At 51.4% G+C, this 14,702-nt stretch carries 15 protein-coding genes; 12 read left to right on the top strand and 3 right to left on the bottom strand.

From position 1 onward, the window contains the following. Nucleotides 1-5: 5 nt before the first annotated feature. From WMW72_RS33990 to WMW72_RS33975, 4 genes are read left to right on the top strand one after another with little or no spacing between them, the layout of a single operon-like run. Complete coding sequence (locus tag WMW72_RS33990; protein WP_341420031.1) at nucleotides 6-383, top strand: phage tail fiber protein; 378 nt, start codon at nucleotides 6-8, stop codon at nucleotides 381-383. Continuing rightward, entirely contained in the window at nucleotides 383-901 is a 519-nt protein-coding gene (locus tag WMW72_RS33985) for a phage distal tail protein (RefSeq protein ID WP_341420030.1), read from the top strand. Before WMW72_RS33990 ends, WMW72_RS33985 begins: the two co-directional genes overlap by 1 nt. A gap of 15 nt (nucleotides 902-916) precedes the next feature. Continuing rightward, on the top strand, nucleotides 917-1,537 hold the full coding sequence (locus tag WMW72_RS33980) for a macro domain-containing protein (protein ID WP_341420029.1): 621 nt from the start codon (nucleotides 917-919) through the stop codon (nucleotides 1,535-1,537). Next, a complete protein-coding gene (locus WMW72_RS33975; RefSeq protein WP_341420028.1) occupies nucleotides 1,519-3,459 on the top strand; it encodes a phage tail spike protein in 1,941 nt (646 codons plus the stop codon). The genes WMW72_RS33980 and WMW72_RS33975 overlap by 19 nt, the downstream gene beginning before the upstream one ends. Here WMW72_RS33975 and WMW72_RS33970 read toward each other — a convergent pair. Beyond that, complete coding sequence (locus WMW72_RS33970; RefSeq protein ID WP_341420027.1) at nucleotides 3,453-4,019, bottom strand: stalk domain-containing protein; 567 nt, start codon at nucleotides 4,017-4,019, stop codon at nucleotides 3,453-3,455. The two genes, WMW72_RS33975 and WMW72_RS33970, sit on opposite strands and share 7 nt — an antisense overlap. Nucleotides 4,020-4,764: 745 nt before the next feature. Between WMW72_RS33970 and WMW72_RS33965 the strand changes: the two genes are divergently transcribed. The 7 genes from WMW72_RS33965 (at nucleotide 4,765) to WMW72_RS33935 (ending at nucleotide 12,218) form a co-directional block, all read left to right on the top strand. Next, a complete protein-coding gene (locus WMW72_RS33965) occupies nucleotides 4,765-7,449 on the top strand; it encodes a hypothetical protein (protein WP_341420026.1) in 2,685 nt (894 codons plus the stop codon). A gap of 10 nt (nucleotides 7,450-7,459) precedes the next feature. Then, nucleotides 7,460-7,741 carry a hypothetical protein gene (locus tag WMW72_RS33960; protein WP_341420025.1) on the top strand — a complete coding sequence of 94 codons (282 nt, stop codon included), beginning with the start codon at nucleotides 7,460-7,462 and terminating at the stop codon, nucleotides 7,739-7,741. Then, nucleotides 7,741-7,872, top strand: coding sequence for a CD1375 family protein (locus WMW72_RS33955; protein WP_341420024.1), 132 nt, complete (start codon nucleotides 7,741-7,743; stop codon nucleotides 7,870-7,872). The genes WMW72_RS33960 and WMW72_RS33955 overlap by 1 nt, the downstream gene beginning before the upstream one ends. Then, on the top strand, nucleotides 7,865-10,888 hold the full coding sequence (locus WMW72_RS33950) for a fibronectin type III domain-containing protein (RefSeq protein WP_341420023.1): 3,024 nt from the start codon (nucleotides 7,865-7,867) through the stop codon (nucleotides 10,886-10,888). Before WMW72_RS33955 ends, WMW72_RS33950 begins: the two co-directional genes overlap by 8 nt. A gap of 65 nt (nucleotides 10,889-10,953) precedes the next feature. Then, nucleotides 10,954-11,250, top strand: a complete 297-nt coding sequence (locus WMW72_RS33945; protein ID WP_341420022.1) for a hypothetical protein — start codon at nucleotides 10,954-10,956, stop codon at nucleotides 11,248-11,250. Further along, on the top strand, nucleotides 11,251-11,559 hold the full coding sequence (locus WMW72_RS33940) for a hypothetical protein (RefSeq protein ID WP_341420021.1): 309 nt from the start codon (nucleotides 11,251-11,253) through the stop codon (nucleotides 11,557-11,559). Continuing rightward, entirely contained in the window at nucleotides 11,556-12,218 is a 663-nt protein-coding gene (locus WMW72_RS33935; RefSeq protein WP_341420020.1) for a glycoside hydrolase family 73 protein, read from the top strand. Before WMW72_RS33940 ends, WMW72_RS33935 begins: the two co-directional genes overlap by 4 nt. 242 nt (nucleotides 12,219-12,460) lie before the next feature. Here the strand turns inward: WMW72_RS33935 and WMW72_RS33930 are convergent, their stop codons facing one another. Next, nucleotides 12,461-12,736 (bottom strand): hypothetical protein, encoded by a 276-nt coding sequence (locus WMW72_RS33930; protein ID WP_341420019.1) that lies wholly within the window; start codon nucleotides 12,734-12,736, stop codon nucleotides 12,461-12,463. Nucleotides 12,737-13,032: 296 nt separating this feature from the next. Beyond that, on the bottom strand, nucleotides 13,033-13,650 hold the full coding sequence (locus WMW72_RS33925) for a response regulator transcription factor (protein ID WP_341420018.1): 618 nt from the start codon (nucleotides 13,648-13,650) through the stop codon (nucleotides 13,033-13,035). A 660-nt stretch (nucleotides 13,651-14,310) separates the two neighbouring features. Between WMW72_RS33925 and WMW72_RS33920 the strand changes: the two genes are divergently transcribed. Further along, the gene (locus tag WMW72_RS33920; protein ID WP_341420017.1) at nucleotides 14,311-14,514 is read left to right on the top strand and encodes a transcriptional regulator; all 204 of its coding nucleotides are present in this window, start codon (nucleotides 14,311-14,313) and stop codon (nucleotides 14,512-14,514) included. Nucleotides 14,515-14,702 lie beyond the last annotated feature (188 nt).

Raw genomic sequence — 14,702 nt, 5'->3', positions numbered from 1 at the left:
TGACGATGGGTTTCTCATTTGCAAGGGCGTTAGCAATTCTCAATGCCGAGTTCCGGACAGGGACGGTCTATCTGGCCCTTTACACTTCGAACCCGACAGCTAGTGATACAGGCACCGAGGTTACAGGCGGGGGGTATGCACGGCAGGTTATTCCCTTTTCCGCTCCTGCGGTTGAAGGTGGTAAACAGTCGATCAAGAATAACGTATTGATACAGTTTCCAGTAGCTACTGCTGATTGGGGGACTATCACCCATATTGCAATCAGGTCTGCCGTTACAGGTGGGACAATGACAAGCTTTGGAGCATTGACGAGTCCGCGAACAATCATGCAGGGTGACAGATTTGTGATTGAAGTGGATAGCGGCGTTGTGAGGCTGGTCTAATGTTTAACACGGGGAGTTTCAACCGAATCCCGTTCAACCGGAAGTTTTCCGCCAACGTGTACGGCAGCTTTGAAATCATCAACGATTTGGAAGTCTTGGTGAAGGGTGTTCTGACCGTCAATGGTAAATTTGCGGTGGAATTGGAAAATGAGTTCACCATGAATGCCGTCCGGAATCGGCTTGCTTCCTTTGTGTTAGAAAATACCCTAGACATGGAAGTGAATGGGACCCGGGTGACGTATGGGCAATTCGACATGCAGATACTGCTGGATACTCAATTTAACGGCAGTCGTTACCATGAGGATTATCTGGAGTTTTTTGGAGAGTTTAAACCCGGTGACCGGATTGTCATTGATAGCGAGCTGCTGAAAATGACCCAAAACGGACAGAACGTCTTGCACCTGATGCAAGGCGATTTTTTTGACCTGAACACCGGGAACAATGAATTGACATATAAAGACGATCAAACCGGGCGTACCGCGCGTATCCGGTTGACGCATCGAGATCGTTTTGTATAGGAAGGGGTTGACCGTATGAAATTTGAACTTGTTCTCGTTGACACCAATAAAGAACTTTGTTGCGAGCTGCAGCACAGCTTTGAAAGTTTGGAGGGCGTCTCAATCGTCCATGGTTCATTCACCGATGTCGAAGATTGGGATTGCTTGATTACTCCAGGTAACAGCTATGGAATTATGGACGGGGGATTTGATCTGAGGGCTGCGAAGTTTTTTGGCCCCGAGCTTGAGCCAAGAGTGAGATCGAACATTTTTGCCGTCCATGCTGGCATTCAGCCTGTAGGTACATCGCTAATCGTTCCAACCGACAACCAAAATCATCCCTTTCTATCCTATACGCCGACAATGCGAGTGCCTATGCCGATCGTAGGCACGATAAATGTTTTTCTGGCAATGAAGGCAGCTCTCCAAACCATCAGCCATCATAACGATTTTGCGGGAGGAAAGTGGCGGATTCGTAAAGTAATTTGTCCAGGACTCGGAACAGCAACCGGGCACGTTTCATATGAAGTGGCTGCCTACCAAATGCGCCTTGCTTATGATGTGGTGAGCGATCCAATCGCAAGGAGTACATGGGAAAAGGTCGAAGAGTTCGAACGTCAACTCGTAAGGAGGCCGTCATGCGTAAATCCTACGTAACCATTTATGATTTACAGATGCGGAAAGTGGCGTATTTGGAGAATGCGGCAAACATCAGCTATGAGATGCCGCTAAATATCGTATGGTCCGCATCGTTCGAGCTGCCTTTGGATGATCCGAAAAACGAACATTGCCGATCGTTCCATTACGTGGAGATATTCGATGGACAGGAGCGGGTAGAGTTGTTCCGGATCTTGCCCAGCTCCGCGCAACGGACAGAACAAACCCGTTATGTGAAGTACCAATGTGAACATGTCCTCGCAACATTGCTGGATGATGTCCTTTTTCGATACCACACAGTGGGGAACCTGGGATATCCGACAGCAAACGTGCTGCAGTACATCCTTGACCGACAGACAAAGAAGCATTGGAAGCTGGGCACGGTTGAATTTACTCGTCAATTCGAATACAACTTTGAAAACGCCGGGCTGCTCGCCTCGCTCTTTTCGGTGCCAAAAGCTTTCGCAGAGGAATACCAATGGACGTTCGATACGAGGTCTTACCCGTGGACGCTCAACCTTGTTCGGCCTTCCGATCAGGTGAAAGCGATCATTCGCTATGGACGCAATATGAGGGGCATCACCAAGACTGAGGACCCGACAAACTTGGTGAACCGGCTGTACGCACTAGGCTACGGCGAAGGCGTGAACCAACTCACAGTCGCAGAAGCTAACAACGGGTTACCTTACGTTGAGGATGCGGCTTCCATCGCACAGTACGGTCTCAAGGCTTCTGTATGGGCCGATAGACGATTTACTTCGGCAGAGACACTGAAAGGCCGGGCTGATGCCATACTTGCGGAATCTAAAGCCCCCCGAGTGTCTTATTCGGTGCAGGCTGCTGAAATCTATGCTTTGACACGCGATCCCATGGATCGGTTCCGCTCCGGTGACATGGTAAGGGTGCAAGACCCCGATATCGGAGATTTGACAATTCGAGTCGTCAACGTGCAAAAGGCTAATGTGCTTGGAGCGCCGGGCGATGTGGTGCTGGAGATTGCTAACCGGCCGCAGGATATCGCGGGGACTATATCCGATTTACAGAACCGCATGAAGATTGAAGAGATTTACGCCCAGGGTGCTACCAATCTCGATTCCCATGATCTGGCGGAAAATTGCGATCCCGCTCACCCGGCCGTATTGAGCTTCCGAATCGACGAAAATGCAATCCGTATCAATAAGGTGCTGCTGTCGTACAAGTCAGAAGCTTTCCGGGCTTACTCCAAGGCCATCGAGGGCGGGGGAGCTGTCGCAACGACCACGGGAGCAGGCGGCGCGGTCATAACATCAACGGCAGGCGGTGGCGGTGTGGTCACTTCAACCGCCTCTGGCGGATCGGTGTCCAAGTCTACGGAGTCAGGCGGGGGGACGGTTACGAGTGCTGCTGACGGTGAATGGTTTTTTACTGGACAAAGGACGATTACTATTTTAACAACTGACGGTGACCATTCACATCAAGTCATGACTTCTGGTGGTTCCGGGGTGGCTGTTCAAAACGGATCACACAGCCATAAACTAAACCATGAACACAACCACAAAGTAACGATCCCAGATCATTCTCACGGGTTCACAGTACCGAACCATATTCACGAACTGAGATTAGATGATCATACTCACAACCTGACATTGAAGGACCATACACATAAAATCGATCTTCCCAACCACGTGCATGGTATAGAGTACGGAATCTATGAGGGACCGAGACCAGCGGCCGTGACGGTCAAGGTTGACGGAGTGAGTATACCAGGGCTTGGAACGAATGTAGAGGATTTAGACATCATTCCCTATTTGTCCAAGGATGGTGGAGGCAAAATAAACAGAGGTTGGCATTCAATAGAAATAGCGCCCGATAAACTCGGACGCATTGTAGCGAGTATTAACACGCAGATTTTTGTTCAATCGCGCGGCGGCGGGGATTACTGAGTCAGCAATTTAAAGTCGATAAGTTCGGACCTTTTAAATTTAATGATTCCATCATTACCATGGTTGATTGTCACTGTTTTGTTTTCAGGATAGATCAACTTTATTGATCTTATCCCCCTATCTGCTGTATCAATCTCTTTGAAACTGAAAATAAGGACGCCGTCCTTGAAAAATTCAGCCGTTCCACCAGCTCTATAAATCGGTCTAACTTCATGATCTGTAAGCAACTTTTGTAACTCAATCCATTCATTTGACTCCACCGCAGGCACGCTCCCTTTTCCTTCAATGTTACCAGCGGGAACGGGTGTTTGCAATGTGATGGTGCGGGTTGCATCGTCATAGCCTACTTCGGCACCGAGCAGCCCGGCAACTTCGCGGACCGGCAGATAAGAGTTCCCATCAACGACGATAGGGGAAGTCTGCAGCGTTTTCTCGGTTCCATTAACCTTAATAACGAACTTGGCGATAGTCGCCTGCACCGTCTCACTCGTCGCGGCAATTGCAGTCGTTGCTGATCCGATCAGCATACCGAGGGATAGGGCAATAATTACTTTTTTCAATGGTATCAGCTCCTTTGGGACCAGTATACCACATATATACAGTTTTGGACCCCGACAGGTTTCGGGGTTATTTTGCATGCAAGGAGATGAGTCCATGGCGCAACAACAAATGTACAAGGCTTCAACTAATTCGCCGCAGACGGAGTTATCGGCTGCCGTTACCGCAGCGCAAACAACGATACCGGTAATCAATGCCTCGCTGCTGCCGCCGGCCCCCAATCTTGCGACGATCGGCACGGACGAGACGGCCGAAACGATTCTTTATACAGGCATATCCGGCAATTCCTTAACGGGAGTCCTTCGGGGCTTTCAAGGCGCCGCCAAAGCCTGGAGCGCCGGGAGCAAACTGGCTCGCAACTTTACCGCGTACGATCATGACACGTTTAAGGCCAACATCGAGGACCTGGATGCCAAGCTCAAAGACGGCCTAACTCTATCTGCCAACCTACGGCACGGACTGCAGGTCATTACGACGGGTCAGGGCGGTCCGGCACAGGTTACAGTCCAGGGGATGACGCGGCAAAATGGAGTAGGCGTTATTGGAGACTTTACCAAGGCAAGCCCTGCCGGGAACACTGGAATTGACTGGCAACCGGGTTCCCAGGGGACTTATTCCATTGAAGATACCCCGTCAGGGAGAGCACAAAAAATAGCATCCAACACCTCAGACACCTCCCTCAGTAGCCGATTTGTACGAATAGCGACATCAAAGCAACCTAACTTAAAAGCCGGTACGAGATATGTATTGGTAGTGGATGTGCAGACCGACGCCGCTGGTATCGCACATCTTCAGATCACTACGGCAGGCCCTAACTCCAAGACCACTAACACATCACGAGTTCCAGCTTTTGTTAAGTACACGCCGCAAACGGATGAACCAGCCAATATTGCACTGTTGAATACCGTTGCGGCTGGGGTTGTAAGTTGGGCGCAGTTTTACGATGTCGGTCTGTATGTGGTAGACGACGCACTGTACAACGCCATCGGCTCGACGATTGGACCGTCTACAATCCGAGACTACCTACCGCATGTCAACGGCATGCAGTCCGTGCAATGTCCGGCTGTACTCAAAACGGGCCGCAACCTGCTCGCGGGGTCACCGGATAGCCTGCACGCTAATGCGGTCCTGACAGCGCCGTATAATCTGGCGTTGACGGCCACGGCTCTGGACTCTAAATCGGCGTTCAGGGTACCGGCAGTACCGAACCAATCGTACACCTTCGCAGGCACGGCAGCAGGCGCGGCAGGCGGGACATTCGAGGGGTACTGGTTAGACTCGGCTGGGGCAGTTATCGGGTCATCCTTCACATTCACTTCTGGCAACCAAACTCGCGTATCACCGGCAGGCACCGTTGCGCTTGACGTACGTCTGACTAACCGCACAAACGCGACCGGAACGTTTACCTTTTCGGAATGGATGCTAATCCTTGGCACCGCCGCCGACCTGACGCAATCGTTTGAACCGCGTAACGACGATTACGTCATAGGTGTAACTGATAGCAATGGCAAGGCTTTGGAGCTTCACGGGGACCCGCTGACTGGGGTGTATGACCGGCTTGACTTCACGACCGGTGAGGTTTATCGCAACTACAGAAAATTCACTCTGGATGGCTCTTTGCCCTGGACGTACAACGGCATTAAAGGCACTGACACAAAGTATGTAATAGTCAGCACTACGGACATGCCAATCACCCAGACACCGTTTACGCTGCGGGCGACCAAACATGATGGAACGGCGCTACCTCAGCAGATCTCGGCATTTAATGTTAATCTGCCGGACACATGCTGGTCCGCAGGGCAGACGCTCATCGGCATTGTGATGCGCAATACAGACTTCGGGATGGGGCCTGACGCGACCCCCACCGGGGCTGATATTCGGGCGTACTTTAATGGCTGGAAAATGAACAATGGGACGTTCGGAACACCGTTCAACGGCACTGGGGGTACAAAGACATGGACGCGCTGGGATGCTACAAACAACACCGGAGCCGTAACCTCCCCGCCAACGACGATTGCGTCTGGATACATTCCCGGTTCAGCCATATTGCAACTTGCGAAAGGTTACGTCGAGTCCGTCACGACCGAGGGCAGTATCTCAATGCACACGGGCGGCAATTACGTTGAGATGCTGGAGGGCGTGGTGCGGAGGGAAAAGGTTGTCCCGGTACTTAACGGCAATGTATACGAGATCAACAGCACGGGCCGTCCGGCGTCGGCGTTGTCCAAGCGAACTAACCGCATCCTGGCCGTCTACAAAGGCGGGGATTTTAACCGGCGTTGGAGCGTGCAGAACAGCGGCTCCTCCTACTGGTATGGCGGTGCGGGCGCTCAGATCCCAGCTGCAGAACTCGCGTCAACCAACGATGTGTATGTCACATACGTAGCAGTGGACCGCCAAAACCTAACGGCCGCAGCTACGGACGGGCGTATCGAGTACCCTGGCAACCCCGGCAGCGCAATCGCATTAATGTCACAAGGATTAGCGGATGCTCAGACGCAGATCGCCGTACACAAATGGCTGCTGACGCTTGACGGGGCGTATCTCGATAATCTACGTCTGGACGTAGATGCGGACAAAGCAGCGCTCAACACTCATCGCATAGCGCCGGACATGGACCATCCAGACAAGTCCGTCAGGCAGCGGCATATCGGGGACGGTGCGGTCACAGACACGGCGATAGGTAGCCGAACGGCCAACGATACGACCGCGCCAACGATGACGGGGCCGCTGGGTACGTTGCTGAGTAGCCTGTTTTCCTTGATTAAGCGTATCACGGGTGGCGCTACGGCGCTGGAGCCTCCCGCAGCCAATCTCAACGGGCTCCAGGCTAATAAGTTTGACAAAGCGGGCGGGCCGTTAGGTGGTCTTGTGCAAACGGCTGGGTCTATGGGAAATATTAGCAACCCCAGCAGCGATGGAGTAACTCTAGAAGTTAAAAGCGCAGGAGGGGTTGGAGATGCGGCTTTTATCGCGTTTCACCGCCCAGGCTACTCGGCGGGCCTGCTCGGCCTGGACACAGACGGGAAACTTAAATTCGGCGGGTGGGCCTACGGCGCCGCACAAAATATCATCACCAATGCTAATTTCGCGGGCGAAATGGGTATCCGTAACGGGGCCACATCGTTGGAAAGATGGAATAGCAGCACAGGACAATGGGAGGAGAGTGGAGGTGTGAAGAGGGTTTTAGCAGGCGAGGCCATGATGAATAACAGTGACACATACGCCGTGGATATTACCTTGCCGGTGGCGGTAAACGTTAGCAAGTCATATGTCGTAAATTCGATCAGAACCAACGCTCAGGCAGATTATTCGAACGGGGGATTTTGGGTAACGGGACACCTCATCAGTCCGACAGTTTTAAGGCTTCAACGCATGGATGCGCTATATTCAGCCGCCGTCATAATACGTTGGCAAGTAATCGAAGGGTAGGGGGAGACACATGCATAAGTATGTACAGGTGACGAACGGACGTGTCGTTAATATTGGGTACCACTCTGAGCCTGTGGATGAAGAAGCGACAGGTTTGATAAACGTGGACCTGGGGGAAGATGTGCAGGGTGGGGATTTATATGAAAACGGAGCTTTCACACGACCGCCCACGCCGCAGACTCCCCCACACCCCACGTACCAAGAGTTGATCGCAAAGATTGAAGAGTTGCAGACTAGCCAGGAAGCCATGATGTTGGCGTTGGCGGACCTGTACGAAAGGGGTGTCGTCTGATGGAGGCTTTATACTATGAGCTTATCCGGCGCGGATTGCGGACGCTGGAGAGTGTCCCTGAAAAAGACGGGGTGCGAGCAAAGGTGAAAGCCAGGCTCGACGCGCTGAACGGAGGGGAAGGCAATGGCTGATAGTCTCGATGCACGATTTGCAAAATCAGGCGCGGCCATCAAGTCTAATGGGCAAGTAGTAAATACAGCTAACTTACAGGAGGGCATATTACATGCCCTCGGGGGCGGTGATCCTGTAGGTAGTGAGACGCTTCCTGTAGCAGCCAATAAGGTTGCCCAACTGCTCAACATCCCATCTGGGGCTACGCAGGCCGCGATAACCTTAGAGGGCGGGGACATAAGATATTGGCGCAAGGACAATCCACCCCCGTCCACGACCAGCGGTCATCCCGTCAAGGCGGGGGCGGAGTTTACATTGGATTCGGCATCTCAGCTTGCCGGATTCAGGGCATACCCAGTTAGCGGGTCCCCTGTGCTGCAGGTAAGCTATCTGGGTGCCATCCCCAAACCGCCTGAAGACACACAGGCCCCAACGGTACCTACAGGGCTAACCGCCAATACGGTAACCGCCGCACAGGTCAAGATAAGTTGGACAGCCTCCACGGATAACGTAGGAGTCGTGGCCTACGACATATACAGGGACGGGGCTAAGACCGGCACCAGCGCGACGACATCATATACGGACAATGCCGTCTCTCCGTCCACGTCCTACACATATACCGTCCGGGCGAGGGATGCCGCCGGGAATGTGTCCGGGGCAAGCAGCGCATTGCCTGTGAGCACTCTGGCAGCATCGGATACACAAGCGCCCACTGTACCGACCGCACTGACGGCTACGGCTGCTGGTACAGACACGATCAACCTTGCCTGGACCGCATCCACCGATAATGTCGGGGTAACCGGATATGATGTGTACCGCGACGGTAACAAGGTCGGATCGGCCACAACGACCACCTATAGCGACAAGGGACTGACGGCAGCCACAACCTATAGCTACACGGTCAAAGCTAAGGATGCAGCGGGGAACGTATCGGCGGCTAGTACCGCAGCAAGTGCGACGACGCAGGCGCAAGCGCCAGCAGTGTACGGGGATATATCTGATCCTCAAGGACGATCGTTAGCCGCTGACAAGGCTTACTCCCTCGGAGAGTTTTCGGACCCTACCTCCAGCTTATGGCTCACCAAGGCCACGTGGCGTACAAAGCATATTGCGTCCAAGGATGTCACGGATTTAGAAATTGTGTATGTAGCTGCTGCAAGTGAGGCAGTCACGCCTAACACAATGGATGTCAAGGTTGCTCTGGAGATTGAGGACCCTGATACTAAGGCCATAACGCTACATTTGTTAGCATGGGACGCGCAGGGTACGCGGGTGTACAAATTTAGTCCGGGTGAGATCAAGCACACCTTCCCACTCAACAAAACGCTCAAAAGAGGGACGGCGTTTTGGATTAGGTCATGCGTAGAGGTTCCCGATGGTGGCAAGTATCCCAAGGGAGGCGTAGCGATATTCCGGACGCTCGGCGAGGGGAAAGTAGTCGGAGAGGACCTTGTAGACTACCTACAGACAGAAAAGCCTGTATTGGCAACCTCATCGGATGTTGGCGGCTCGTTTTATCCGCTGGCTATCATCGGCAAGAGCGCGGATAAACTAGCGTTTACACTCGGCGGTGATTCGATCAACCACGGGGTAGCGGATAGCCCAGGTTCCAACGGTGAGTATCCGACGCAGAGGGGGTTCGGGGTCCGCTCAGCCTACGCTGCCGGAGCTGGATGGGCTAACGTCTCCAAGAGCGGCGAGCGCGTGGCGGACTTTTCAATCTATAACACGATCCGACTATATGTCGCTCAGTTTTCCACACACGCGATTTTTAATTATGGCACGAATGACAATGGCAGCAGCCTTGCAACGATGAAGACCAACCTGGGCAATGCCTTTCAGGCCATAAAGGCGCGTAATCCGAAAATCATGCTGTACCAGATGAAAATACTGGGACGTAACACAGGCAATATCAATACCGTGTACAGTGATTGGTACAAGCCGGGTAACGTAAGGGACCAGGTTAACGACTGGATTGGCACTCTAGCAGATGGGTTGATAGATGGGTATTACGACGGGGCGTACCCGACTGAAACCCAAAACCCACGAACGGGTGGATTCCGATCCACAGCCTTTGTAACGGATATGACGCACCCTCTCCCATACGCACACGATATCATCCGGCATGCGGTCGATACGTACACGATGGCGCAGTTTAAGCCGTGGGTGAAGGTTGAGACAATGGTGCCGGACAAACCTACAGGGCTGCGCGCGGTGATAGCTGGCACTAATGCCCTGATTGCTTGGGACAAAAATCCGAGATCAGACTTTTTGATTCTTGGATACAACGTCTACGTTGACGGGGCAAAGGTTAACAGCGACGTAATCCCATACAACAAGCCTGGATACATCCACCTGATGCCAGCTACTGGAGCGCACAGCATCACCGTCAAGGCTGTGTCTATTTTTGACGTGGAGAGTGCGGCCAGTGACGCAGTGTCGGCGTCCGTTGCGGGTAAGGTCATTGCCGTTAAAGACTCGTTCGACAGGCCGTCAAACGCTAATCTAGGCAATGTGGAGATCGGCGTAGCAGGGGCGTTGGCGTGGGAGCGCACAAACGCGGACCGTTACGATATCTACAACCCTGAGGGATCTAACGGCAGCTTGAGACGTACCGGAGCCTCTGGCATCGGGCAATATGCCGTTGTACAGACAGGGGTAGACGATATGGTCATGATGATTGATCATACCGCCTTAGCTGCCAACAAAGGTCCAACGGTAGTGCTGCGGTTTGTAGACAATCAAAACCTTATATCCGTGTCATTCTCGCTCAAGGCGGGTATATCGACAAGGATTGCCAACCAACTTACAAGCAATATCATTGAGTCAGCTAATATCAGTCCTAATGTGGCGGCAGGCGAAAAGCGGACGTATACGATCGGCGTCCTTGGATCGACTGTTTTTGTCTTGATCAATGGATCCCCGCTAATGGTGGATTACGACGAGCGTCTGTCCCAAGTCAAGGGCCGTAAGGCTGGCGTCGGGTCGTCTGACCCTAATGATTTATTCGACAATTTTGAAGTGACAGCACGATAGGATTCACGCCCCGAGCAATCGGGGCTATTTTATATGCTCGGGGGTCGAGCGGGAAGGAAGTAAATATGACTCAAGATGAAACCAAGAAACTCTCCGAACAACTCACCGGAGTCCGGCTCGATTTGGCCCGCCTGGAAACAAAGCTCGACGCCATCAAGGATCTGAATAAAAAAGTCGATACGATAGAGGACATCGCAAAAGAGGCGCTGCAAAGCACGAGATCAGCTCATAAGCGCTTGGAGGACATCAAAAACGGCGAGATCAAGACGTTAACGGATAATCAGACATGGTTGTGGCGTTCTGTCATGGCTGCCCTTATCGGTGGCCTAATTAATTTACTGTGGAAGGGGTTTGGTCATTAAATGGAGCAATCATTTTTCACATGGGAGGCGCTGTCCACGATGGGAGGCGCTTCTTTGCTGACGTTCTTCATCGTCCAGTACACAAAGGGAATGCTTGACCGCTACTTGCCATGGCCGACCGATTACTACGCGGTCACCATCGCCTTCGGCGTGCTGCTGATCGCTCAGCTTGCTCTAGGGGCCAACGGTCATGATTGGCGGCTTTACCCGCTGACGTTTGCCAACGCCTTCCTGGTTGCAGCAGCGGCGGCACAGATGCAGAGCAAGTCCATTCGGCCCCCAGGGGTCAAACAGGAGGACAAGCAATGAAGCCATCAGAGTTTATTGCGGTCATCGCCCCTATAGCGGCCAAGCTGCGTGCCGAGGGCTCGCCGATCTTCCCGTCTGTCCGCATCGCGCAGGCGATGCTGGAGACCGGCTGCACCCTGCACAGCTGGAACAACCTTGTGGGCTTTAAAGTCGGTAGCGGCCAGCCGAATGGATTCTGGAAGGGGCGCAGCGTAAGCACCAAGACCTGGGAGGTCTATGATGGCGTTCGTCATGACGGCGTGACGGCCTTCTGGCGGGCCTATGATACGGTTGAGGATTGCTTTAGGGATCAGGACTTGTTATTTGTCTGGAGCCGCTATGACCGCGTTAGGGCTGCAAAGTCGCCCCAAGCTCAGACGGCCATGCTGCTGGCCTGCGGGTATGCGACCGATCCCCGCTACGCGGACAAATTGAACAGCCTGATCGCCGGGAACGGACTAGAACAATATGATCGATTGGAGGATGAATGGAATATGCCTATGAAACTGGCTGAGTGGCAATGGGATATGCTGTATGAGGTGCTGGGTAAGGCTTACAATGAGGACCGGCTTGCGTGGGAGTGGATGCAGAAGATTGTGGACCGGACGATGACAGCCACGGAGCTGGTGTTTATCAATACGGTGCTGGATGGCCGGATCGATCGGAAAATCGAAGTGTAGGAAAAGTTTCCTTACCCCGTCGTTGTTTAAGGAGGCCTGTCCGCAATTTGCGGATCGCCTTACCAAACCCAACCCCGCTGGCGCGTGCTGGCGGGGATCTTTTTATTTTCAAATAGAGAAAGGGAACGGTAAGAAACCGCCCCCTGGTGCTGGATGCACGAAATTGAACTCTGCAACCATTTCGCCTAAAAAGATGGGATTTTGCAACCGAACGGTAAAATCAACGGAAATTATTCCAAAAATTATTCCTCAGGCTTGTCCTCTTCGCTTTTGCTTCGCTTCACCAATGGCTTTCGGATCAGCGTCTTCAAGTACACATAGGGAACGTCCCTATATCGCCAATATTCCTTCTGCTTCTCTTTCTTCGAGATGACAACCTTCATCGGAACATTCGCCACGGTTTTCTGAAACTCGGTCATGTACCGTTTGCACCTGTTAATCCCGGTTTCTTCCTTGTCCGCTGTATGTACAAAGAGCTTGAATCCATTGGAGCTGACTTCGAAGCGGTAGATTGCCATGGGCTGCCTCCTTGACGTTGATCGGGGTGAATGGCTCTATGCCCATGATATAACAACTCTCCCAGGTCGCCAATAGATGCGACATCGCATCTGCTAACCGGAGTGGCGACATCGCCACTCCGGTTAGCAGGAGATATAAGAAATCGGCAGACGTCTGCCGAAATGGCCAAATTCCCGATGTCGGGAATAAAGCAAATGCGAGTACGAGTTCGCATTTTAGAAACCGCTCGACATCGCGCGATTCTCAAATTCGTAGACATCGACGAATGCGGCAAAATCCCAAGCGTTTGGGATTTTCACACATCATCAAAATTTTTGTAGAGCGTAAATGCTTCGATGGCCTGCAATCTATTTTTGCTGCCCAATTTCTTATAAATTTTTTTGACGTAATTGTCAATTGAACGTTTGCTCACATAGATTTTAGACGCAATCTCCGCTTGGGTTAGTCCTTGAATAGTCATATTCATAATGAGAATTTCTTGTTCAGTCAGTAGAGCATGTTGAATGGTAAAAATATCCGAATAATCGACTTGCGGAAACACTAACTGATTATTATCGATACATTCGAGACAGCTTTTAATTTTCTTCTCGCCACTTCGTTTTGAAATTATTCCGCTTACTCCCAGCCTAAGTGCATCAAGGAGGTATGTTTGGGCTGGTATTCCTGTGAAAAAAACTATCTTTGTATCCGGAGAACGTTCTTTGGATTTCTGAACGAACTCAATTCCGCCCATATCCTCTAAATCTGGATCGAGAAACACCATGAACGGTTTATGTTGATCCACATACTGCAAGGCTTCCATGCCGCTTGTCAGGACGGCAAGGACATTGAAATCGGTGTCTCTCTGAAAGAATGATCTTGTGGCTTCGCCGGTTAAGGGATGGCTGTCAATGATAAGCAGGCTGCGATTCATGGTAGCAATTTACCCCGTTTCTGTAATTGATCAGTGTAGATTAATTTTTACATCACATGGTCATTTTTGCAACCCAATTTGGCGACTTCGAAATTTTCTATTTTCAAAGAACACTCTATGTAAAGGCCAGCCATGCACGGCCAGCTCGTAGCGGGTTCCCGCGACGACTCCTAATCTTTCAGGAGTCCATTTCGGCCGGTTCCCATCCGGCCTCATCAGGCGGGTTACTTCACCAACAGGATCACAAGCGTCACCAGGCTGACCACCAAGGCAGTAACGCTTAATCCAATCGTCCATCGATCAATTTTTTTCATATTGTCAGCCCTCCTGTGTTATACTGAATATAGTAGAGAAAGAAAAAGCGCGACCTTCATTCCATCTACCCCTCAAGGGGTGCCCGCCTTTCGGCGGGCGTTGAGTTTAGCGGCTCATTGCGATGATGAGGTTTACGATAGCTGTTATCAGGCTGGTGATTGCACTCACTAACCCGATGACCTTATTGCCATCGTATTCGCGCTTTTTCTTTCTCTTTTTTCTCATCTTTGTCTCACCTCCTTATACTCTTATTATATACTCGTACGAGTATAATGTCAATAAGAAAATATACTTGTACGAGTATTGATTTGGTGATAAGATATACAAGAACAGGAGGGATCAGGTATGGAAGAAAATAAACCAACAGCGGCCACAAAAGCAAAGCGTAAGTACAACGATGCGAACTATGAGCGGATTCCATTGGACGTAAGGAAAGGCACCAAGGCTGAGTACAAGGCCGCGGCTGATCGGGCAGGTAAAAGCTTGAACGCTTATATCCAGGAAGCCGTGGAAGAGAAGATGAAGCGAGAAAAAGAGCAGCAGGATTAACCCTGGCGCTCTTTTTTTTCTACCTACAGATGGAACCATAATGCAAGGAAGGGAGACAAATATTTTGACCATTTTTTTGACCATTTTTATAGCATAAACAATCTTAAACCGCCGTAATACACAGGCGAAAAATTGTTGATAACGTTGGGTTTCCGCATCATTTCTTAACAGAAAATTTTAGGAGGCAA

This window comes from Paenibacillus filicis (genome assembly GCF_038070315.1).
In the GTDB taxonomy this organism is placed as follows: Bacteria; Bacillota; Bacilli; order Paenibacillales; family NBRC-103111; genus Paenibacillus_G; species Paenibacillus_G filicis.
This window is presented reverse-complemented; position numbering and strand designations above follow the sequence as displayed.

Excerpts from the sequence above, each read along its gene's own strand:
- WMW72_RS33985 (WP_341420030.1), top strand. The coding sequence starts at position 383 with ATGTTTAACACGGGGAGTTTCAACCGAATCCCGTTCAACCGGAAGTTT.
- WMW72_RS33930 (WP_341420019.1), bottom strand. The coding sequence starts at position 12,736 with ATGGCAATCTACCGCTTCGAAGTCAGCTCCAATGGATTCAAGCTCTTT.
- WMW72_RS33925 (WP_341420018.1), bottom strand. The coding sequence starts at position 13,650 with ATGAATCGCAGCCTGCTTATCATTGACAGCCATCCCTTAACCGGCGAA.
- WMW72_RS33990 (WP_341420031.1), top strand. The coding sequence starts at position 6 with ATGGGTTTCTCATTTGCAAGGGCGTTAGCAATTCTCAATGCCGAGTTC.
- WMW72_RS33940 (WP_341420021.1), top strand. The coding sequence starts at position 11,251 with ATGGAGCAATCATTTTTCACATGGGAGGCGCTGTCCACGATGGGAGGC.
- WMW72_RS33945 (WP_341420022.1), top strand. The coding sequence starts at position 10,954 with ATGACTCAAGATGAAACCAAGAAACTCTCCGAACAACTCACCGGAGTC.
- WMW72_RS33920 (WP_341420017.1), top strand. The coding sequence starts at position 14,311 with ATGGAAGAAAATAAACCAACAGCGGCCACAAAAGCAAAGCGTAAGTAC.
- WMW72_RS33935 (WP_341420020.1), top strand. The coding sequence starts at position 11,556 with ATGAAGCCATCAGAGTTTATTGCGGTCATCGCCCCTATAGCGGCCAAG.
- WMW72_RS33975 (WP_341420028.1), top strand. The coding sequence starts at position 1,519 with ATGCGTAAATCCTACGTAACCATTTATGATTTACAGATGCGGAAAGTG.
- WMW72_RS33980 (WP_341420029.1), top strand. The coding sequence starts at position 917 with ATGAAATTTGAACTTGTTCTCGTTGACACCAATAAAGAACTTTGTTGC.
- WMW72_RS33960 (WP_341420025.1), top strand. The coding sequence starts at position 7,460 with ATGCATAAGTATGTACAGGTGACGAACGGACGTGTCGTTAATATTGGG.
- WMW72_RS33950 (WP_341420023.1), top strand. The coding sequence starts at position 7,865 with ATGGCTGATAGTCTCGATGCACGATTTGCAAAATCAGGCGCGGCCATC.
- WMW72_RS33955 (WP_341420024.1), top strand. The coding sequence starts at position 7,741 with ATGGAGGCTTTATACTATGAGCTTATCCGGCGCGGATTGCGGACGCTG.